Below are 19,290 nucleotides of genomic sequence, written 5' to 3'. Positions count from 1 at the left end.
AGCCGGCGGCACCGATCAGCAGGGATTGCCCTCGAGGTCGAACAGGGCGTCCGGGTCACTGCATGTCGAGACGGCGGCGGATGAGGCGGAGGCGGTGGCGGACGCTGCACCGGCCAACCCCAGGGTCAGCAGCAGGGCCGGAATCGCGGCCCATGCGGTCGCACGACGCATGGAGAACTCCTTCGTGTAGGGAATGCATCAGCTTCCACACGAACGGTCCGGCTGCGCGGTTCACCGGAAACAGACTGTTTACCGGACTCGGAATCATCAGGATCGTCACGTCTGCTCCCCGAAGAGCCGGGCGAACTTCTTGCCGGCCTTCGGGAACGAGGCCAGCCGATGGTCACCCTTCTCGCCGACGTCGTAGTCGAAGTAGGCGTGGTAGGCCACGTTGTTGTGCGGGTTGTCGATGAAGTCGTGCATCTGCTCGATGAAGTAGGGGTTGTCGCCGCCGCCCTGACCGTCCGGGCGGTCCCACAGTCCCCACTCCGGGAACGACATCGGCTTGCCCCTGGCCTCGGCGAAGTCGGACCAGAAGATCAGCCCGAACCTGGCGTTCAGGGCCGCCTTCCAGGCCGCTTCCTGGCGCTGGCGCCGGCACGGCGCGCCGCAGCCGGTCGGATAGGGGTAGGTGCCGTCGGCCCAGGCGATGTCGTACACGTCCACGCCGACGTAGTCCACGTACTTGTCGCCGGGGTAGAACACCGTGGAGTCGTAACTGTCGCCGCCGCTGTTGACGTTCCAGTCGAACTCCAGGTTCTGCGCCCCCGGCACCGCGCGCATCGTGCGCACGATGTTGCGCCAGTAGGTGATGAACTCCTGCGGGTCGTCGGGGTGCCAGGTGGAGTTGGCCACGTTGAACTCCCAGCCCAGCCGCAGAATCGCGTCTCCCTGGCCGTATCTCACCAGGTTCTGGGCGAGAGTCCGGTAGTACTGGTCGTATTCGCCCCGAGCTCCCGCCGCGATGGTCGAGGTGTCGCTCCTGGCCTCCGGCAGCATCGCCACGCCGTACACCACCCGATAGCCGGAGTTGCGCCAAAGACTCAGGTGGTCAATCGGATTCGCGATCTGGTCCCAGCTCAGGCGGCGGGAGAAGTCGACCACGTAGTCGACGTCACGGCCGAGCCAGTCACTGAACTGGCCCACCGAGGCGGGTGAGGCGCTGCGGAACACGGCGAGCGACACGTTCTTCTCGGCCCCGGTGGTCTTTCGCGGTGCGGCCGGGGCCTGCTCACCGGTGTCGGCGGGCGGGGCGGAGGCCGTGACCCCGGTAGCCCCCGTGGCCCGCCGCGGCTCGTCGTGCGGGCGCAGGGCGATCCCGACGCCACCGGCCACCACCAGCAGGGCCAGCACCGCGGCGATCCACGGCAGCCGGCTGCGACGGGCCCGGACCTCGCGGAAGGAGCGCTGTGGGGCCGGGTGGCGCTCGTTCTCGGGCACCAGGTCGTGGAAGCTGGGACGCCGGGAGGACGGAGGTCGACGATCAGGGTGGTACTCAGGCATGAACAGGCACCGGACTCCTACTCCCCCTGGACGACGTGACAGTCGGGACTCACGGGCAAAAAGTGTAGTGATGCCCGATCTGTCCGGAGGGAAAACGGAAGATCTTATCCGAACAGTTGTTTGAAGATCGTCCCGGACTCCGTCATCTGCGACAGCCGGTGGTCGCCCGACGCGCCCACGTCGAACTCGAAGTAGGCCTGGTAGGCCACGTTGTTGGCCGGGTCGGTGATGAAGTCGTGCATCCGCTCGACGAAGTACGGGTCGTCACCGCCGCCGTGCCCGTCCGGCCGGTCCCACAACCCCCACTCCGGCAGGGTCAGCGGTTTACCCCTCGACCGGGCGAACGCCGACCAGAAGGCCAGGCCGAACTTCGCGTTCATCGTGCTGTTCCAGGCCGCCTTCTGCCGTTTCAGGCGGCAGGCCGCGTCGCACTCGGCCGGGTACGGGTAGGTGCCCTTCGACCAGGAGATGTCGTACACGTCCACACCGACGTAGTCCACGTAGTCGTCACCCGGGTAGAACCGGGTGGAGTCGTAGCGGCTGCCGCCGTTGCTGACGTTCCAGTCGAACTCCAGGTTCTGTGCCCCCGGCACCGCGCGCATCGTGGTGACGACCTGACGCCAGTAGCCGGTGAAGTCCTCGGCGTCGCCCGGGTGCCAGCGCCAGGCGCCGAGGTTGAACTCCCAGCCCAGCCGCAGGATCGCGTCGCCCTGGCCGTGGGCCACCAGGTTCTCGGCGAGCTGCCGGAAGTAACGGTTGTAGCGCCCCTGCGCCCCGGCGGCCAGCGACACGTCCAGCTTCTCGTCCTCGGGCAGCATGGCCAGCCCGTAGACCATCCGGTAGCCGGTGTCCTGCCAGGTCTCCAGCCAGTAATCCGGCTCGGCGATGTCGTCCCAGGTGCGGCGCATCGAGAAGTCGATGACGTAGTCCACGTCGCGGCCCAGCCAGTCGCCGAACCGCTCGACGTCGGACGGCGAGGTACTGAGGAAGACGCCCAGGGCCGGGCCGGTGGGCGTGGCCTGCACCACCGGTTCTTCCCCGTCCCGCAGCACCACGACACCCGCCACCACCCCGGCCAGCACCACCGCCAGGGCGGCCGCGAGCCACCAGAACCACCGCCTCACCGCACAACCGCCATCGGTCAGCGGATCTCCGGCGGCGCCGAGTCGTCGACCGTCATGCCGAGACCGGCGGCCAGCAGCGGCGCCAGCTGGTACAGCTGGGCGGAGCTGACCACGGTGCCGCCCAGCCGGTCCAGGCCGGTGAGCCGGTGCAGCTCGGCACCACGCAGGTCGAAAGCCCCCAGCTCGGCGCGCTGCACGTCGAGGGACTGCACGGTGCTGCCGGAGAACGCCACGTTCTGCGCCGAGGCCCCGGCCAGGTCGAGCTCCTCGATCGAGCACCGGGTGAAGGCCACGTCGCGCAGCGTGGCACCGCGCAGGTTCAGGTAGGTCAGCTTGCAGTCCACGAAATGCACGCTGTTCCAGCCGATGTCGTACATCTCGGCGGAGCCGATGCGGGCCCCCTCGACCCGCACGTCGCGCCAGTCGCCGCGCCCGGCCCGCAGCGAGGGGAACCGGACCCGGGTGAGCAGGCTGTCGCGCAGCTTGGCCGAGCGCAGGTCGGCCTCGTCCGCCCCGACGTCGGTGAGGGAGCACTCCATCACCACGGAGCCGGTCAGGTCGAGCTGCCCGCACTCGACGCCCTCGAACGCCAGCCCGTCGATCCGGGCCTCCCGGGTCAGGTCCGCCGGATCACCGGACTCCAGCCCGGGCAGCCGGATCTCGCCGATCCGGGGCCCCTGCGCCCCGGACCGTCCGCGCGGCTTCACGCCGGCTCGATCCAGTCGTTCGGGTGCAGCCGCGAGTCGATGGTGCGCACCAGGCCCAGCACCCGGGCCGAGTCCATCAGGTCGTCGAGCAGCACCGGCTGCCCCACGCCGTCGGCCATCGGCAGCCGCCAGTTCGGGTACTCGTCGTTGGTGCCCGGCTGGTTCATCGTGCGCCGGTCACCGACCGCGTCGGCCAGCTGCACCCCGATCAGCTTCGACGGCGTCATGGTGAGGAAGACGTGCAGCGCCTCCACCTTGTCGCGTTCGGTGGGACCGATCTTCAGCAGCCCGAGCCGGGTGAGCTGGGTGAGCACGTCCTGCCGCTCGGCCGCGTCGATCGCGGCCTCCTGCTCGTAGGTGCGGGTGAGAAGGCCCAGCCGCTCCCGCAGTTCGATGTGCTCACCGGCCAGATAGCCCGCGGTGGGCGGCAGGTCGTGCGTGGTGACGGTGGCCAGGCAGAGTTCCCGCCAGGCCTCGGGCGGCAGCGGCTTGCCGTCGCCCTCGTAGTTGCGCTCGAACCAGAGGATCGACGTGCCCAGCACGCTGCGTTCCTTCAGGTACTCCCGGGCCGAGGGCTCCACGTTGCCGAGGTCCTCGCCGACCACGAAACAGCCCGCCCGCTGCGCCTCCAGGGCCAGCAGGCCGATCATCGCCTCGTGGTCGTAACGCACGTAGGTGCCGTCGGCCGGGGAGTTGCCCTCGGGCACCCACCAGAACCGGAACAGGCCGAGGATGTGGTCGATCCGCAGCGCGCCGGCGTGCCGCAGCAGCGTGCGCAGCATGTCGCGGTAGGGCGCGTAGCCCAGCTCGGCCAGCCGGTCGGGCCGCCACGGCGGCTGCGACCAGTCCTGGCCCTGCTGGTTGAACGCGTCCGGCGGGGCGCCCGCGGTGACGCCCATCGCCAGCACGTCGGACAGGGCCCAGGCGTCCGCGCCGTCCGGGTGCACGCCGACCGCCAGGTCGTGCACCACGCCGACGGACATGCCCGCGTCCCGGGCCACCTCGGCCACCCGGGCCAGCTGCTGGTCGAGACACCACTGGAGCCAGCGGTGGAACTCCACCCGGTCGGCGAGTTCCTCGCGCACGTGCGCCACCGCCTCGCCGTGCGGGTCGCGCAGGTGCGCCGGCCAGTCCGCGGCGGGCAGCCCGTACCGCTCGGCCAGCGCGCTCCAGGTGGCGAAGTCTTCCAGCCCCTGGCCCTCACGCACGCAGTACGCCTCGAACGAGGCCTGCCGCTCGCGACTGCGCGGGAACTCGAAGACCGTTTGCAGCGCAGCCGATTTGGCCTCCCACACGGCGTCGCGGTCGAGCTCGCGCGGGTCGGTGTTCAGCGCCCGCATGGCCTCGGCCTGCCACTCGATGATCGCCCGCTCGGTGGAGGCCAGGTAGGCGACCTCGGGAATGTCCTCCACCCGCAGGTAGACCGGGTTGAAGAAGCGCCGGGTGGTGGGCAGGTAGGGCGACGGCGTCATCGGGGCGATCGGCTCGGCCGCGTGCAGCGGGTTCACCAGCACGAAGTCGGCGCCGCCCGCCCGCGCGCTCCAGCCGGTCAGCTCGGCCAGGTCACCCAGGTCGCCGAGACCCCAGGACCGCGACGAGCGCACCGAGTACAGCTGCGTCATGAAGCCCCAGGCCCGGCTCTCCGCCACCGGGGCGGGCAGTTCCAGGCGCCGCGGGGTGACGATGAACGGCCGGAAGGTCTCGTCGGTGGCCGCCGGGTTCTCACTGCCCGGGTGCCGGGCCTGCGGCTGATAGCGGGCCCACAGCGTGTGGTAGCCGATCGGGATGTCCGACAGCACCAGGAAGTTCACCCGGCGCAGGGTGCGGCCGTCGAAGGTGGCCCGGGCCTCGTCGGGCGCGGGCTGATCGGCCGCCAGCGGCAGCGTCAGCAGCGAACCGTCCTCGGTCTCGAGCCGCACCTCCAGCCGGTGCAGCGGCAGCTCGGCGTCGATGTGCACCGGAACGACGGTGGAGTCGCCCTCCCGCACCACGGTGACGTCGGGCAGCATCTTCATCCACGGCCGGCGGCGCAGCTCGGCGAGCGCGGCCCGCACGTGCACGCCGGTGCGCACCGGCATGTCCAGTGCCTCCAGCACACCGCAGATGGTGCGGGTGGCCACCGGGACCTGTTTGCCCTTCCAGTCCTTGAACTCGGTGGCGACGCCGAGGCCGTCGGCGAGCTGTACCAGTTCGTCGGGCGCGGGGGCGTCCAGGTCGAGGTTTCCGTCCACCAGTTTCGGCCGGAGGAAGGCGGGTTCGCTCTTCGGCACGCCCAGCGCGATCCCGGCGGGCGGGGTGGGCGCGCTGATGTCGTACACGGAGCCCTCGTCGTCCGGGCCGATGGGGCTGTCCTGAGGGGGTCGCTGCTCGGTCACCCTTGTGCTTCCGTCGTGTCGGTTCAAGGAGGCGGTTCAAAGGCTGGTTCGGGTCTTCGCAGAATCCTGCCAGAGTTCGGGCCTTACTGTGCCTACTGTGTCAGCCATGAGTAACCCGTCCTCCGCCGCCCCCGTCGTCCCGGCCCCGCGCCTCGACCTGGTCGAGGATCTGCACGGCAGGCCGGTGGCCGATCCGTACCGCTGGCTGGAGGACGCCGCGGACGAGCGCACGGTCACCTGGTCGCAGCAGCAGGACGAGCTCTTCGCCACCGCCTCGGCCGGCTGGCCCGGCCGGGAACGGCTCGGTGCCCGGCTGGGCGAGCTGATGGGTGCCGGGGTGGTCGGGGTGCCGATCTGGCGCGGCCGCCGGGTGTTCTCGATGCGCCGCGAGCCCGGCCAGGAACACAGCGTGCTCTACGTGCAGGACTCCTCGTCGGACGGCCGCCGCGCCCTGGTCGACCCGATCGCGATCGACGGCAGCGGCACCACCACCCTGGACGCCTGGCAGCCCGACCGCGAGGGCACGCTGCTGGCCTACCAGCTCTCCGAGGGCGGCACCGAGGAGAGCGTGCTGCGCATCGTCGACGTCACCACCGGCGAGCTGGTCGACGGCCCGATCGACCGGGCCCGCTACTCCCCCGTCTCGTGGATCCCCGGCGGCCTGCCCGCCGCCGACGGCGAGGGCCGGGTGCCGGCCTTCTTCTACGTGCGCCGCCTGCCCCCGGAGGAGGTGCCGGCCGGCGAGGAGCAGTACCACCGGCGAATCTGGCTGCACCGCGTGGGTTCCGACCCGGCGCACGACGTGCAGGTATTCGGCGACGGCCACGACCCGCGCACCTACTTCGGCGTGGGCCTGTCGCGCGACGGGCGCTGGCTGATCGTGTCGGCGGCGGTCGGCACGGCGCCGCGCAACGACACCTGGATCGCCGACCTGGCCACGCCGGGCGCCCACCTCAAGCCCGACTTCCGCCCCGTCGCCACCGGTCTCGACGCGCAGTTCGGCGCGCACGTGGGCCGCGACGGGCGGCTCTACGTGTTCACCGACCTGGACGCGCCGCGCGGCCGGCTGGCCGTCACCGACCCCAGCGAGCCCGGCCCGGAGCACTGGCGCGACCTGATCCCGCAGCACGACGAGGCCGTGCTCCAGGACTACACGGTGCTCGACGGCGAGCAGCTGATCGACAGCCCGCTGCTGCTGGCGAAGTGGACCCGGCACGCGGTCTCCGAGATCAGCGTGCACGACCTGGACTCCGGTTCCCGCTACCCGGGGGCGAGCGGCAGCATCGAGCTGCCCGGCGTGGGCACCGTCGGCGGTCTGGTGTCCCGGCCCGAGGGCGGGCACGAGTGCTGGTTCACCTACACCGATCACGTCACCCCGCCGCACGTGTACCGGCTCGACGGGCTGACCGGCCGGGTCGAGCTGTACGCCACCCCGCCGGGCACGGTGGCGGTGCCGGAGGTGGTCACCCGGCAGATCGAGTACGCCTCGGCCGACGGCACCACGGTGCGGATGTTCGTCACCTCGCGCGCCGACCTGCTGGACGAGTCCGGCGGGCCCCGGAACCCGCGCCCCACCATCCTTTACGGCTACGGCGGCTTCGGCGTGCCGATGACGCCGGGCTATTCCGCGGGCATCCTGGCCTGGGCGGAGGCCGGCGGCGTGTACGCGGTGGCCAACCTGCGCGGCGGCAGCGAGGAGGGCGAGGACTGGCACCGGGCCGGCATGCTCGGCCTCAAGCAGAACGTCTTCGACGACTTCCACGCCGCCGCCGGGCACCTGATCCAGAACGGGTGGACGACGAGCGCACAGCTCGCGGCCTCGGGAGGATCGAACGGCGGGCTGCTGGTGGGAGCCGCGCTGACCCAGCGCCCGGAGCTGTACCGGGCGATCGTCTGCTCGGCGCCGCTGCTCGACATGATCCGCTACGAGAAGTTCGGCCTGGGCGCCACCTGGAACGTGGAGTACGGCTCGGCCGACGACCCGGAGCAGTTCGGCTGGCTGCTCGGCTACTCGCCCTATCACCGGGTGCGCGAGGGTGTGGACTACCCGGCCACGCTGTTCACCGTGTTCGACGGCGACACCCGGGTGGACCCGCTGCACGCCCGCAAGCTGTGCGCCGCGCTCCAGCACGCCACCACCGGTGACCCGCAGGCCCGGCCGGTCCTGATCCGCCGGGAGAAGGACGTCGGTCACGGTGCCCGGGCGCTGTCCCGCACGATCGCCCTGTCCACCGACACCATGACGTTCCTGGCCGCGCAGACCGGACTGGACCTGAACCAGCGGGACCGGTAGTTCACCCGAGGCCGGCGCCCCGTGGACGGCGGGGCGCCGGGCCGGGCTCCCCGTCGTCCCTCATGCGTTCGCCCCCGACAAGCTGTGAACCGCGGCGGGTTCGTCCGGAAATCGACCGAACCAGGTTTCTCCACCGTCACCTGACGGCGATAATCTCGGCCGAATGTTCGCCGCCCCACTCGTCGCCGCACACGTCCAGCTGAGCGCGCTGATCGCATCGTCGACCCCCGATCCGACCGGCACCGGCACCCCGACCCCCACCCCGACCGGCAGCGCGACGGCCACCGCCACCGCGAGCCCGAGCGCCACCTCCCTGTCCGACCAGATCACCGGCGCGTTCACCGACATCCAGACCCGCACCGAGACCCAGACCTGTTCCCGGGACGACTTCTCGATCTGCGGCCTGACCCTCCGGGTGACCGGCAGCAGCCGGCTCGGCCAGTGGCTGGACTTCTTCCTCGGCACCCCGCTGCGGATCGCGTTCATCGTCCTGATCGGCTGGGCCATCCGGAAGGTGGTGCACCGGCTGATCGGCCGGCTGGCCGACCGGGTCGCGAACGGCACCATGGCCCCGGGCCGGGAGACCGGCGAGGCCGCCGAGGAGAGCCGGGACGACGCCCGGGTGAAGGCCGCCACCCCGCCGATGGTGACCCGCCGGCTGGCCCGGGCCCGCACGCTAGCCCAGGTGCTGCGCAGCGTGACCACGGTCGTCATCTTCATCGTCATCGGGCTGATGGTGCTCGACGAGATCGGCGTGGAGATCACGCCGCTGCTGGCCAGCCTCAGCGTGATCGGTGTGGCCCTCGGCCTGGGCGCGCAGAGCGTGGTGCGCGACGTGCTGGCCGGCATGTTCATGATCCTCGAGGACCAGTACGGCGTGGGCGACTCGGTCAACGTGGGTGAGGCCAGCGGTGTGGTCGAGGCGGTGGGCCTGCGGGTCACCCAGCTGCGCGACCTCAACGGCACGGTCTGGTACGTCCGCAACGGCGAGATCCTGTCGGTCGGCAACCACTCGCAGGGCTGGTCCCGGGCGGTGCTCGACGTGAACGTGGCCTATGACGAAGACATCGACCACGTGGAGGACCTGCTCGAGGAGATCGCGGCCCAGGTTCGGGCCGAGCCGAAGTACGGCGCCGTGATCATGGAGGACCCGGAGCTGTGGGGCGTCGAGACGATGACCCAGGACAGCGTGGTGGTGCGGATGGTGATCAAGACCTACCCGGACCAGTCCGCACCGGTCGCCCGGGAGATGCGCCGCCGCATCCGCCTGCGCTTCGCCCGCGAGGGCATCTACATGCACTCCACGCCGCGCACCGTGATCGTCGGCCAGGGCGAGGCCGCCCCGCCGATGAGCCCGGCGTTCGGCACCCCGCCCTCGCCCGAGGCCGGGACCGAGGCCAGCCCGACCGCGGACTCCAGCTCGAAGCGTCACCCGGAGGAGCGCGAGCTGGGCCGGTAGCACCTAGGCTGGGTGGTCATGACGTACTCCGAGCGGCCCGCCGGCCGGCCCGGCGTCACCGTCTGGCAGAGCGCGGGCTCCTCACCGTCACTCATTCTTCCCGACGGCTGCCTGGACCTGATGTGGGACGGCGAACACCTGCACGTCGCCGGCCCCGACAGCACGGCCCACCTGCACGTGCCGCGCGGTGACGGCGAACGGTGGACGGCGCTGCGGTTCGGCGCCGGCACCGGGCCGGTCGCGCTCGGCGTGCCGGCCGACGCACTGCTCGACCGGCGGGTGCCCCTGGCCGACCTGTGGGGCACCCGCCGGGCCGCCGCCCTGGAGCGGCGGGTGGCCACCGACGGTGCGACGGCCCTGGAGAACTGGCTGCGCCGCGCCCCGGCTCCGGAAGATCCGCTGGGGGAAAGAGTTTTCACCCTGATCGGCGCGGGGACGCCGGTGGCCCGGACCGCGGACCGGGTGGGCCTGAGCCCGCGCCAGCTCCAGCGCCGAAGCCGGGAGCTGTTCGGCTACGGCGCCGGGCACCTGCTGCGGGTGCTGCGCCTGCAACGGGCGCTGGCCCGCACCCGGGCCGGGATCCCGCCGGCCCGGGTGGCGGCCGAGACCGGCTACTGCGACCAGGCGCACCTGTCCCGCGAGGTGAAGGCCCTGACCGGCCGCACCCCCGGTCAGCTGAGCGGGGCGAACAGGTCCACCTGATTCCCGTCCGGGTCGCGCACCACGGCATAACGCTGGCCCCACACCGCGTTCCAGGGTTCCAGCTCACCCCGGTACCCGGCGCCGACCACCGCCGCGTAGGCCTCGTCCACCTCGGCCGCGGACCCGGCCAGGAAGGCGAGCGCCGACTGCGTGGCTCCCTTGTCCGGCCTGGTCCACCCGGGGTGGAACGACCGGATCGTCTCCTCCGTGTCGAAGGCGATCTGGATGCCGCCCAGGTCGGCCTGCACGTGCGGCTCGGCACCGGCCCCGGCCGGCAGGTCCAGCCCGAGCAGGCGGTAGAAGGCCAGCGTGGCGGCCATGTCGGCGACCACGAGTTCGATGACGGCGAGTCGTAGCTTCATCTCCCCCACGCTAGGCGCGGCGGACAGCGGGGTCTTGGATCCTTCGGACACGCGTCGTTCAGGTGCCGAGCGCCCGGTAGGCCCGCACGCCCAGCACCGAGAACACGGCCACCAGCACCACCTGACAGCCGATCGCGTAGGGGACGGCGTGGCTCGCGCCCCACCCCACGCCGTCCGTCGACGTGCCGGTGAACAGCTCCCGGGCGGTGGAGGCCACCGCGGACAACGGGTTCAGCTCGGCCGCAGCGCCGAGCCAGCCCGGCATGGTGCGCGGGTCGAGAAACACCGTGGACACGAAACCCACCGGCCAGACCAGGATCTGAACACCCGCGAGCGCCTCCGGCGAGCCCGCCCTCAGGCCGAGGAACACTCCCGCCCAGAGGACGGCGAACCGGAACGCCAGCAGCAGGGCGTAGGCGGCGAGCGCCGGCCCGATCCCGTTCTGCCAGCGCCAGCCCAGCGCGAGACCGGCCAGGCTGAGCGCGGCGAGCTCGACCACCGACGTCATCAGGTCGGCGAGCACCCGGCCCAGCAGTACCGATCCGGGGGAGATCGGCAGCGAACGCAGGCGATCCGTCACGGTTTTCGTTGCGTCGGAGGCCAGGGCCGCCATCGTGCCCTCGATGCCGAAGAGCATGTTCAGGGCCAGCACCCCGGGCAGCACGTAGACGAAGTAGTCACCGGTGTCGCCGGCCACCGCCCCGCCGAACAGACCGCCCATCATCAGCAGAATCATCACGGGGAACAACAACTGGACGACGAGAACACCGGGACGGGCGCGCCAGTGCAGAACGGTGCGCCCCGCGATGACGACGGCCTCCCGGACGATGCTCACTCCCCCACCACCTTCAGGTAGACGTCTTCCAGGGTAGGCTGCTGCATGACCCAGCGGGGCTCTCCCACCAGGGTTTTCAGTTCGGCCGGGGTTCCGCGGGCGATCACCGAGCCGTCCTTCAGGATGACCACGTCGTCGGCGAGCGCGTCGGCCTCCTCCAGGTACTGCGTGGTGAGCAGGATCGCGACGCCGCCGTCGGCCATCCCCCGCAGCCGGCCCCAGAGGTCACGCCGAGCCTGCGGATCCAGGCCGGCGGTCGGTTCGTCGACGAAAAGCACTGCCGGAGTGGTGATCAGTGAGGCAGCCAGGTCCATCCGGCGCCGCAGCCCGCCCGACAGCCCGGCCACCGGCCGGTCGGCCACCTCGACCAGACCGGCCGCGGCCAGCAGTTCGCCGGACCGTTCCCGTGCCCGTATTCTGCTGTACCCGGCCAGCTTTGAGAACATCTCAAGATTCTGCCGGCCGGTCAGGATCTCGTCGAGCGCGGCGTACTGCCCGGCCAGCCCGATCGAGGCCCGCACCCGCCCGCCCTGGGTGGCCACGTCGTAGCCGGCCACCCGTGCGGTGCCGGCGTCCGCCGCCAGCAGTGTGGTGAGGATCCGGATCATCGTGGTCTTGCCCGCCCCGTTCGCCCCGAGCAGCGCCAGCACCCGCCCGGCCCGCACGGTGAGATCGACCCCGTCGAGTGCCGGGCGCCGCGCCCCGGCGAAGGTCTTGCGCACCCCCCGCGCCTCGACCCGAACATCCGTCCGCTCCATCCCGAAACCTCCCCCGTAGACGGCTTGTCCGATTCACTGCGACCGGCCACCGATCCCACGTAGCGCCACCATCACCGGGCCGGGCACGACCCCACCGGCGATCCCACACACCGGCTGGCGATCACCGTCGCCGGCCACCGACGTCCACCGTTGGCGCCCACAGCCAGAACGTACAACGTAAATTACGTTGTACGCAACGCATAGACTGACCCGATGGCGAAGAGAGCGGAGCGAAAGGGCGACCCGGTGAAACTGATCGGGCTGCTCTGGCGCCCCACCGTGAGCACCGGGAGGTCCGGGCTCACGCCGAAACTGATCACCGACGCGGCGATCCGGGTGGCCGACGACGAAGGGCTCGACGCCATCACGCTGCGCCGGGTGGCCGAGGAACTGCACGTCAGCGCGATGACGTTGTACCCGTACATCGCCGGGCGGCCCGAGCTGATCGAGCTGATGCTCGACGCGGTGACCGGCGAGGTCTACACCGGCCAGGACCTGCCCGCCGGGCGGAGCGACTGGCGTGACCGGGTGCGGCACATCGTCACCGCCAACTGGCAGCACCACCTGCGGCACCCCTGGACGGTGGACGTGCGGCCCGGCCGGCCGGTACCCGGGCCGGGCGCCTCCGGCAAGTACGAGACCGAGCTGCGGGCGCTGGACGGGATCGGGCTGAGCGACCTGGAGATGGAGCACACGCTCACGTCGCTGCTGGCCACGGTGTCCGGGCTGGCCCGGGAGACGGTCGAGCTGAACCGCGCGCGGGAGCAGTCCTCGCAGTCGGATCTCCAGTGGTGGAACGAGATCTCACCGGTACTGGCCACGGCGATGGCCGGCCTCGACCACCCGACGGCCGAGCGGGTGTCCGGCACGCTGGGCGAGACCACCGGGCTGTCGGCCGATCCGGAGGGCGCGCTGCGGCACGCCACCGAGGTGCTGGTGGCCGGGCTGGCGGCACTGCTCGAAGGCCGATAGGCGAAACTGGGAGGCATGGCGGATCAGGAGTCGCTCAACATCGTGCCGACCGGGCCCCGGCCCGAGCAGGTCACCTTCTACGAGGCGGTCGGCGGGCGGGAGACGTTCGCCAAGCTCGTGCACACCTTCTACCAGGGTGTGGCGCAGGACGAGGTGCTGCGCCCGATGTACCCGGAGGAAGACCTGGGGCCGGCGCAGGAGCGGCTGCTGAAGTTCCTGGAGCAGTACTGGGGCGGCCCCACCACCTACAGCCAGGAGCGCGGGCACCCCCGGCTGCGCATGCGGCACGTGCCGTTCCGGGTGAACGCCGACGCCCGCGACCGCTGGCTGAAGCACATGCGGGCGGGCGTCGACAGCCTCGACCTGCCGCCGGCCCACGAGGCGATGCTCTGGGACTACCTGGAGCGGGCGGCGTTCAGCCTCCAGAACACCGCCGACTGACGCCGGTCAGGCCAGCGGGTTGGTGCGCGCCAGCACGTGACCCCGCGGGGTGCTCAGCCGCCACCAGCGCCCGGCCGAGTGCAGGGTGGCCACGTCGTCGCCCCAGCCCGAGCCGGGCTCCGGGGCACCGGCCCCGAGAAAGCCGAACACCTGCGCCGCGAACGCCACCCCGGCCGGCACCGGGCTGCCCTCCAGCAGCGGCCTGCCCCAGACCAGGGCGCGTAGCCGGGCCACCGCCGAGGCGCCGGACCCGGTCGGGGCCCCGGCCGCGACCTCCTCGATCCCGGCCCGGGCCGCGGTGCGCAGCACCGGGCAGGGCACCATGCCGTCGAGACTCCAGCCGGAGCGGGGCGGCACCACCCCGGCCCAGCCGGCGTTGGTCGCCGTGGTCGGCGGAACCGGCAGCTCCAGCGGCTTCCCGATGCTCTTCGGGGTGGGGCGGCTGCCCGCCATCAGCCGGTCGATGCGGGCGAACCGGTCGGCCATCGACGCCAGCGGCACGGTGGCGTCGGCCTCGGCCGGCTCGGCCAGGGTGAGCACGCGCAGGGCCAGCACGGTCGGGCCGCCGCCCCCGTGCACCGCGGCGGCGTACATCGCCAGCACCGGGCCGGAGGCGACCAGCCGGATCGCGCCGTTCTCGTCCACCTGCCGGGCGCGGCCCACGAAGGTGCGGACGTCGGAGAGGGTGCCCAGGTCGGGCAGCAGCAGGTTCACCGGGCGGCCTGCGGCTCGCGCCGGCGACGCTTCCAGTTCAGCGGCCCGTCGATCCAGCCGGTGAGCTTCTCCCGGGTGGCGGTGTCGATCCGGCGCGGCCGGCCGCCGTCCAGGTCGAAGGAGAACAGGGTGGTCTCGGCCCGCGCACACACCGTCTCGGCGCCCGGTTCGCCGTCGAGAACCTCGTAGGCCAGCTCGAAGTCGGCGGCCCCGATGCGGGTCACCCACAGGTCGATGCCGATCGGCGGGATCCGGAAGGCCAGCGGCGCCAGGTACTCGATCTCCTGCCGGGACACCATCAGCGCACCGCCGTCCGGGCGGCGGGCGTGGTCGAGCAGGTCCACCCCGAGCGCGGTGACCCGGGCGTCTTCCAGCAGCCGGAGGAACTGCACGTTGTTGATGTGGCCGTAGGCGTCGGCGTCCGACCAGCGCAACGGGATGTGAACACGATGGCGAGGCACCCGCCCATCGTCCCGCATCCGGGCCGGCCGCCGTGCGGCGGAGGGTCGGCGGAAGGCCGACCGACGGTCACGTGGCCCGAGTCACACCCGATCGCGGGATTTCCTGTTCAAGGGTCGCTGTGGGTGACCGATGAATCCACAGCACCCCGGACCGGGCGCCGGGAAGGAGGAGGGGCCTGGCCGGCGCCGGTCCGCGGGTTGCCAGATCAGCCCACCAGCACCGAGAACCGGCCGTGTGCCAAGCCCTCGGCCAGCCGGGACACCCCCTGCGCCGCCTGCTCGAAGGGCAGCGTCTCGCTCAGCAGCGGGCGCAGAGCACCGGCGTCCAGCAGCGCCGTCAGGTCGGCGTGGGCCCGCTGCACCAGCTCCGGCTCACGCTCGCGGTAGAGCGCCGAGTTCACCCCGAGCACGGTGAAGTTGGCGGCCCGCACCTGCTCCGGCGCCACCGGAACGGCCTGCTGCGAGGCGAACCCGGCCACCACGATGCGGCCCTCGAACGCGACCAGGCGGCAGGACAGCTCGAACATCGGCCCGCCCACCGGATCGAAGACGACCTGCACGCCCTTGCCGCCGGTGAGCTCCCGCACGGCGCTCTCGACGTCCATGGTTCCCCGGTGCAGCACCACGTGGGCCCCCAGACCACGGGCGATCCGGAATCTCTCGTCGTCCCCCACCACGGCCACCACCTTGGCCCCGGCCGCCAGGGCGAGCTGCACCGCGGCCCCGCCCAGGCCGCCCCCCGCCCCGAACACCAGCACCCATTCACCCACGTGCACGGCGGCCCGGCGGTACAGCCCGAGCCAGGCCGTCAGGTGGGCCAGGTGGAACACCGAGGCGGGGGCGTCGTCGAGCGCGGTCGGGGCCGGGAACACGTCCTGTGCCCGGGCCACCGCGTACTGCGCCAGCGAGCCGTTCGGCAGCGTGGTCTGGCCCACCACCCGCTCGCCCAGCCGGTACTGCGACACCCCGGGGCCGACGCCGACGATCTCACCGCACAGCTCCAGGCCGGGAGTGAACGGCGGGGGCGGGGCGTGCACCGAAAGCCCTTGCGCCAGTGCGGCATCGGTCAGGCCAAGGCCGGCCGCGGCGACCTGCACGAGCACCTGGCCGGGCCCGGGCGAGGGCACCGGCACCTGCTCGAGCCGCATCACCTGGCCCGGCTCACCGGCGGCGACGACCCGCCAGGCCCGCATCTCGCCGCCCACCTCGATCGTCCCGGACCCCGACACGGACGCCTGCGTGCTCATGCCGCCGCAACTTACCCGTATGCCGGGGAACCCGGTCAGCCCAGAGTCGGTCCAGGGTCGGTCCAGAGTCAGCCGAGACCGCCCGCCAGCCCCACCCCACCGTCCAGGGTGAGCGTCTGCCCGGTGATCCACGACGCGTCGTCACTGGCGAGGAACGCCACCGCGGCGGCCACGTCGTCCGGGTCGCCGAGCCGCCCGAGCGGATAGCCGTCGGTGACCTCCTGCTCGCGCCCCTCGTAGAGGGCGGTGGCGAAGCGGGTCTTCACCACCGCCGGCGCCACCGCGTTCACCCGGATCCGCGGGGCCAGCTCGAGCGCCAGCTGCGAGGTGACGTGGATCAGCGCGGCCTTGCTCGCGCCGTACACGCCGATGCCCGGCGACGGCCGCAGCCCGGCGATCGAGGCCACGTTGACGATGGCGGCGCCGTCCTGGCTGCCCAGCCCGAGCTTGCGGGCCTCGTCGGTCCAGGACAGCGCGGCGATCACGTTGACGTCGAAGACCTTGGCCGCGGCCCCGGCGTCGGCGCTCGTCATCGGGCCGTAGACCGGGTTGATGCCGGTGTTGTTGACCAGCACGTCGAGGCGACCGAAGGCGTCCAGGGTGACCCGCACCGCGTGGGCCCGGTGCTCCGCGTCGTCCGCGCGCCCGGCCACCCCGACCGCGACGCCCGCGCCGCCCAGCTGCTCCACCGCCGCGGCCAGCGGCTCCGGCTTGCGCGCGGTGACGCAGACCCGGGCCCCCTCGGAGATCAGCCGCCGGGCGATCGCCAGGCCGATGCCCCGGCTGGCCCCGGTGACCACCGCGACCCGGCCGGCGAACCGCCGCCCCGCGGGCGTCCCCTCACCGACCTGGCTGATCTGGATCCCCGTCTCCTCGTTGAGACGCATGTGCCCTCCATCAAGGTCACCCGGACGGACGTCCGTACCGGAAGCCAGCTTGCCCCTGTCCTTGACTGAACGCCCGTTCATGACATGCTCGCGCCATGGCGACCGGTTCGGCGATGAGCTGGACGGACGACGAGGGCAACCATGACGGCGCCCCCGGCCGATCGGGCGATTCGTCCCGACGGCTGGTCGAGGCCGCCGTCGAGGCCTTCGCCGACCGCGGCTACCACGCCACCACCACCCGAGACATCGCGACCCGCGTCGGGCTCAGTCCCGCCGCGCTCTATGTGCATTTTCCCTCGAAACAGGCGCTGCTGACAGAGATCAGCGTGGTCGGGCACGAGGCGGCACTGGATCTGGTCGAGCGGTCGGTGACCGGCCCCGGGTCCGCGATGACCCGGCTGCGCGCCGCGATCCGGGCCTTCACCGCCTGGCACGCCGAGCGTCACCGGGTGGCCCGCGTGGTGCAGCACGAGCTGGCCGCGCTGGCCCCGGAGCACCGCGACCGGGTGCTCGGCATGCGCCGCCGGATCGAGGGTGCGGTGGAGGCCCAGCTGGTGGCCGGGAACGCGAGTGGTGAGATGGACGTGCCCGACCCCCGTGCGGTCGCGCGTGCCCTGCTCTCGCTGAGCGTCGACGTGGCCCGCTGGTACGACCCCCGGGGCAGCCGCACCGCCGCGGAGATCGGGGAGTTGTACGCGGACCTGGCCGCCCGCATGGTGTGCGCCAGGCCGGACCAGGCAGGAAACGAAGGAGACCGCACGTGACGAGCAGCGACCGCGCGAAGGACGCGCTGGCGGCGATCACGGGGGTGGGCGCCGACGAGGTGCCCGGTGACAACCTGGTGCCGATCGACGAGCTGGTCGGCATCCTCGACGTGACACCCGAGGGCGAGGACCGCTTCGTCGGGCAGAACTACCACGCCCCGAACGGCCGGGTCTTCGGCGGTCAGGTGCTGGCCCAGTCGCTGGCCGCCGCCGTGAAGACGGTCGGGCAGGAGCGGCCGCCGCATTCCTTCCACGGCTACTTCCTGCGCCCGGGCGACCCGTCCGTGCCGATCGAGCTGGCCGTGGAGCGGCTGCGTGACGGCCGCTCGTTCAGTGCCCGCCGGGTGCAGGCCGTGCAGCACGGCAAGCCGATCCTGTCGATGATCGCGTCGTTCCAGACGCCCGCCCCCGGCCTGGACCACCAGGCGCCGATGCCCGAGGTGCCGCGCCCGCACGAGCTGCCCTCGGTCCGAGAGCGCCTCCAGGAGGCCGGGATCGGCCTGAGCGGCCTGGGGCCGTTGCTGTCCACCCAGCCGTTCGAGCTGCGGCACGTGCAGAGCCCGCTGTTCCTGGCCCCCGGCCCGGAGAAGGTGGCCGAGCAGGCCGTCTGGATCCGGCCGACCACCCCGCTGCCGGCCGGTGACCTGCTGCACGCCGTGGTTCTGGCCTATGTCAGCGACTACACCGTGCTGGAGCCGACGCTGCGCGCGCACGGCCTGGCCTGGGCCACGCCGGGAATGAAGACCGCCAGCCTGGACCACGCGATGTGGTTCCACCGGCCGGTCCGGTTCGACGACTGGATGCTGTTCGTGGAGGAGAGCCCCTCCGCCTCCGGCGCCCGTGGGCTCGGTCTGGCCCGGGTCTACGCGCTGGACGGGACCCTGGTGGCCACGCTGGGCCAGGAGGGCATGTTCCGCGTGCCGCAGTGAGCGTGTTCACCGCCGACGTCCGGCTCGGGATCGGCGTCGTGGTCCTGATCGCCCTGACCACAACCGTTTTGAGGACGGCGAAAGTACCACTGGGCTGGGGCCCGGCGTGGGCGGTGGCGCGCGGCGCCGCCCAGCTCGCCCTGGTCGGTCTGGCCCTGCGCGGCGTGTTCGACGCGCCGCCGCTGGTGGTGCTCGCCCTCGGGGTGATGCTGGGCGTGGCCGTGCGCACCGCGGCCGGGCGGATCAGGACGTTGCCCGGGGCGACGGCCGCCGTGGCGCTGGCCTGCGGCACCGCGGCCGTCGGCACCCTCGCGGTGATCTTCGCGCTGGGCATGCTCGAGCTGTCGGCCCGCTACCTGGTGGCGCTGGGCGGGATCGTGATCGGCGGGACCATGCTGGCCGCCAGCCTGACCGGCCGGCACCTGGCCGCCGGGCTGGTGTCCGAGCGCGAGGAGATCGAGGGGCTGCTCGCCCTCGGGGCGACGCCCCGCCAGGCCACCGCGCGGATCTGCCGCCGGGCCGTGGCCGAGGCGATGACGCCGGTCGTCGACCAGACCCGCACGACCGGCCTGGTCACCCTGCCCGGCGCGTTCATCGGGGCGCTGCTGGGCGGGGCCGACCCGATGGACGCCGCCCGTTTCCAGCTGGTCGTTCTGGCGGCGCTGATCCATGCCCAGGCGGTCAGTGGGGTGATCGTGGCGTACCGCCTGGGTGCACCCGCGCGGCTGCCGGGGGTGGGTGGGCAGCCCTAGACTTT

Annotated in this window: 20 protein-coding genes; 8 read left to right on the top strand and 12 right to left on the bottom strand. The window is 72.4% G+C overall.

What is annotated here, in order from left to right; all coding sequences use genetic code 11:
• Nucleotides 1–15: 15 nt before the first annotated feature.
• The 5 genes from KIH74_RS25085 to malQ form a co-directional block, all read right to left on the bottom strand.
• Nucleotides 16–171 (bottom strand): hypothetical protein, encoded by a 156-nt coding sequence (locus KIH74_RS25085; protein ID WP_214158643.1) that lies wholly within the window; start codon nt 169–171, stop codon nt 16–18.
• Between the two features lie 105 nt (nt 172–276).
• Nucleotides 277–1,503, bottom strand: coding sequence for a glycoside hydrolase family 26 protein (locus KIH74_RS25080; RefSeq protein ID WP_214158641.1), 1,227 nt, complete (start codon nt 1,501–1,503; stop codon nt 277–279).
• A gap of 104 nt (nt 1,504–1,607) precedes the next feature.
• Complete coding sequence (locus tag KIH74_RS25075; RefSeq protein ID WP_214158639.1) at nt 1,608–2,627, bottom strand: glycoside hydrolase family 26 protein; 1,020 nt, start codon at nt 2,625–2,627, stop codon at nt 1,608–1,610.
• 17 nt (nt 2,628–2,644) lie between these two features.
• Nucleotides 2,645–3,334 carry a pentapeptide repeat-containing protein gene (locus tag KIH74_RS38885; protein WP_214158637.1) on the bottom strand — a complete coding sequence of 230 codons (690 nt, stop codon included), beginning with the start codon at nt 3,332–3,334 and terminating at the stop codon, nt 2,645–2,647.
• Nucleotides 3,331–5,709, bottom strand: a complete 2,379-nt coding sequence (malQ, locus tag KIH74_RS25065) for a 4-alpha-glucanotransferase (protein ID WP_214158635.1) — start codon at nt 5,707–5,709, stop codon at nt 3,331–3,333. Before malQ ends, KIH74_RS38885 begins: the two co-directional genes overlap by 4 nt.
• Nucleotides 5,710–5,815: 106 nt before the next feature.
• Between malQ and KIH74_RS25060 the strand changes: the two genes are divergently transcribed.
• The 3 genes from KIH74_RS25060 to KIH74_RS25050 all read left to right on the top strand — a co-directional run bounded on the left by KIH74_RS25060 (nt 5,816) and on the right by KIH74_RS25050 (nt 10,163).
• Nucleotides 5,816–8,002: a prolyl oligopeptidase family serine peptidase gene (locus tag KIH74_RS25060; protein WP_214158633.1), complete on the top strand. Its 2,187-nt coding sequence runs from the start codon at nt 5,816–5,818 to the stop codon at nt 8,000–8,002.
• Nucleotides 8,003–8,165: 163 nt separating this feature from the next.
• On the top strand, nt 8,166–9,461 hold the full coding sequence (locus tag KIH74_RS25055) for a mechanosensitive ion channel family protein (RefSeq protein WP_214158631.1): 1,296 nt from the start codon (nt 8,166–8,168) through the stop codon (nt 9,459–9,461).
• A gap of 18 nt (nt 9,462–9,479) precedes the next feature.
• Nucleotides 9,480–10,163, top strand: a complete 684-nt coding sequence (locus KIH74_RS25050; protein WP_214158629.1) for a helix-turn-helix domain-containing protein — start codon at nt 9,480–9,482, stop codon at nt 10,161–10,163.
• Here the strand turns inward: KIH74_RS25050 and KIH74_RS25045 are convergent.
• From KIH74_RS25045 to KIH74_RS25035, 3 genes are read right to left on the bottom strand one after another with little or no spacing between them, the layout of a single operon-like run.
• Nucleotides 10,133–10,525 carry a VOC family protein gene (locus KIH74_RS25045; RefSeq protein WP_214158628.1) on the bottom strand — a complete coding sequence of 131 codons (393 nt, stop codon included), beginning with the start codon at nt 10,523–10,525 and terminating at the stop codon, nt 10,133–10,135. The two genes, KIH74_RS25050 and KIH74_RS25045, sit on opposite strands and share 31 nt — an antisense overlap.
• Nucleotides 10,526–10,583: 58 nt before the next feature.
• A complete protein-coding gene (locus KIH74_RS25040) occupies nt 10,584–11,360 on the bottom strand; it encodes an ABC transporter permease (protein ID WP_214158626.1) in 777 nt (258 codons plus the stop codon).
• Nucleotides 11,357–12,118: an ABC transporter ATP-binding protein gene (locus tag KIH74_RS25035; RefSeq protein ID WP_214158624.1), complete on the bottom strand. Its 762-nt coding sequence runs from the start codon at nt 12,116–12,118 to the stop codon at nt 11,357–11,359. Before KIH74_RS25035 ends, KIH74_RS25040 begins: the two co-directional genes overlap by 4 nt.
• Before the next feature lie 213 nt (nt 12,119–12,331).
• Between KIH74_RS25035 and KIH74_RS25030 the strand changes: the two genes are divergently transcribed.
• A complete protein-coding gene (locus KIH74_RS25030; RefSeq protein WP_214158622.1) occupies nt 12,332–13,090 on the top strand; it encodes a TetR/AcrR family transcriptional regulator in 759 nt (252 codons plus the stop codon).
• Between the two features lie 15 nt (nt 13,091–13,105).
• Nucleotides 13,106–13,531: a globin gene (locus tag KIH74_RS25025; RefSeq protein WP_214158621.1), complete on the top strand. Its 426-nt coding sequence runs from the start codon at nt 13,106–13,108 to the stop codon at nt 13,529–13,531.
• Nucleotides 13,532–13,537: 6 nt separating this feature from the next.
• Here KIH74_RS25025 and KIH74_RS25020 read toward each other — a convergent pair whose 3' ends face one another.
• From KIH74_RS25020 to KIH74_RS25005, 4 genes are all read right to left on the bottom strand, one after another.
• Complete coding sequence (locus tag KIH74_RS25020; protein ID WP_214158620.1) at nt 13,538–14,245, bottom strand: DUF8185 domain-containing protein; 708 nt, start codon at nt 14,243–14,245, stop codon at nt 13,538–13,540.
• Entirely contained in the window at nt 14,242–14,706 is a 465-nt protein-coding gene (locus KIH74_RS25015) for an acyl-CoA thioesterase (RefSeq protein ID WP_214158619.1), read from the bottom strand. Before KIH74_RS25015 ends, KIH74_RS25020 begins: the two co-directional genes overlap by 4 nt.
• A gap of 206 nt (nt 14,707–14,912) precedes the next feature.
• Nucleotides 14,913–15,953 (bottom strand): zinc-binding dehydrogenase, encoded by a 1,041-nt coding sequence (locus tag KIH74_RS25010; RefSeq protein ID WP_214158618.1) that lies wholly within the window; start codon nt 15,951–15,953, stop codon nt 14,913–14,915.
• A gap of 68 nt (nt 15,954–16,021) precedes the next feature.
• The gene (locus KIH74_RS25005) at nt 16,022–16,840 is read right to left on the bottom strand and encodes an SDR family oxidoreductase (RefSeq protein ID WP_214158616.1); all 819 of its coding nucleotides are present in this window, start codon (nt 16,838–16,840) and stop codon (nt 16,022–16,024) included.
• A 95-nt stretch (nt 16,841–16,935) separates the two neighbouring features.
• On the opposite strand from KIH74_RS25005, the gene KIH74_RS25000 reads away from it, so the two are divergent.
• From KIH74_RS25000 to KIH74_RS24990, 3 genes are read left to right on the top strand one after another with little or no spacing between them, the layout of a single operon-like run.
• Entirely contained in the window at nt 16,936–17,604 is a 669-nt protein-coding gene (locus KIH74_RS25000) for a TetR/AcrR family transcriptional regulator (RefSeq protein ID WP_214158615.1), read from the top strand.
• Entirely contained in the window at nt 17,601–18,533 is a 933-nt protein-coding gene (locus tag KIH74_RS24995) for an acyl-CoA thioesterase (RefSeq protein WP_308113996.1), read from the top strand. The genes KIH74_RS25000 and KIH74_RS24995 overlap by 4 nt, the downstream gene beginning before the upstream one ends.
• Entirely contained in the window at nt 18,530–19,285 is a 756-nt protein-coding gene (locus KIH74_RS24990) for an ABC transporter permease (protein WP_214158614.1), read from the top strand. The genes KIH74_RS24995 and KIH74_RS24990 overlap by 4 nt, the downstream gene beginning before the upstream one ends.
• Nucleotides 19,286–19,290 lie beyond the last annotated feature (5 nt).

Origin of the sequence: Kineosporia corallincola, assembly GCF_018499875.1 — a bacterium.
Classification (GTDB): domain Bacteria; phylum Actinomycetota; class Actinomycetes; order Actinomycetales; family Kineosporiaceae; genus Kineosporia; species Kineosporia corallincola.
This window is presented reverse-complemented; position numbering and strand designations above follow the sequence as displayed.

Excerpts from the sequence above, each read along its gene's own strand:
- KIH74_RS25030 (WP_214158622.1), top strand. The coding sequence starts at position 12,332 with ATGGCGAAGAGAGCGGAGCGAAAGGGCGACCCGGTGAAACTGATCGGG.
- KIH74_RS25050 (WP_214158629.1), top strand. The coding sequence starts at position 9,480 with ATGACGTACTCCGAGCGGCCCGCCGGCCGGCCCGGCGTCACCGTCTGG.
- KIH74_RS25045 (WP_214158628.1), bottom strand. The coding sequence starts at position 10,525 with ATGAAGCTACGACTCGCCGTCATCGAACTCGTGGTCGCCGACATGGCC.
- KIH74_RS25005 (WP_214158616.1), bottom strand. The coding sequence starts at position 16,840 with ATGCGTCTCAACGAGGAGACGGGGATCCAGATCAGCCAGGTCGGTGAG.
- KIH74_RS25060 (WP_214158633.1), top strand. The coding sequence starts at position 5,816 with ATGAGTAACCCGTCCTCCGCCGCCCCCGTCGTCCCGGCCCCGCGCCTC.
- KIH74_RS25025 (WP_214158621.1), top strand. The coding sequence starts at position 13,106 with ATGGCGGATCAGGAGTCGCTCAACATCGTGCCGACCGGGCCCCGGCCC.
- KIH74_RS25085 (WP_214158643.1), bottom strand. The coding sequence starts at position 171 with ATGCGTCGTGCGACCGCATGGGCCGCGATTCCGGCCCTGCTGCTGACC.
- KIH74_RS25000 (WP_214158615.1), top strand. The coding sequence starts at position 16,936 with ATGGCGACCGGTTCGGCGATGAGCTGGACGGACGACGAGGGCAACCAT.
- KIH74_RS25010 (WP_214158618.1), bottom strand. The coding sequence starts at position 15,953 with ATGAGCACGCAGGCGTCCGTGTCGGGGTCCGGGACGATCGAGGTGGGC.
- KIH74_RS25080 (WP_214158641.1), bottom strand. The coding sequence starts at position 1,503 with ATGCCTGAGTACCACCCTGATCGTCGACCTCCGTCCTCCCGGCGTCCC.
- KIH74_RS25055 (WP_214158631.1), top strand. The coding sequence starts at position 8,166 with ATGTTCGCCGCCCCACTCGTCGCCGCACACGTCCAGCTGAGCGCGCTG.
- KIH74_RS25035 (WP_214158624.1), bottom strand. The coding sequence starts at position 12,118 with ATGGAGCGGACGGATGTTCGGGTCGAGGCGCGGGGGGTGCGCAAGACC.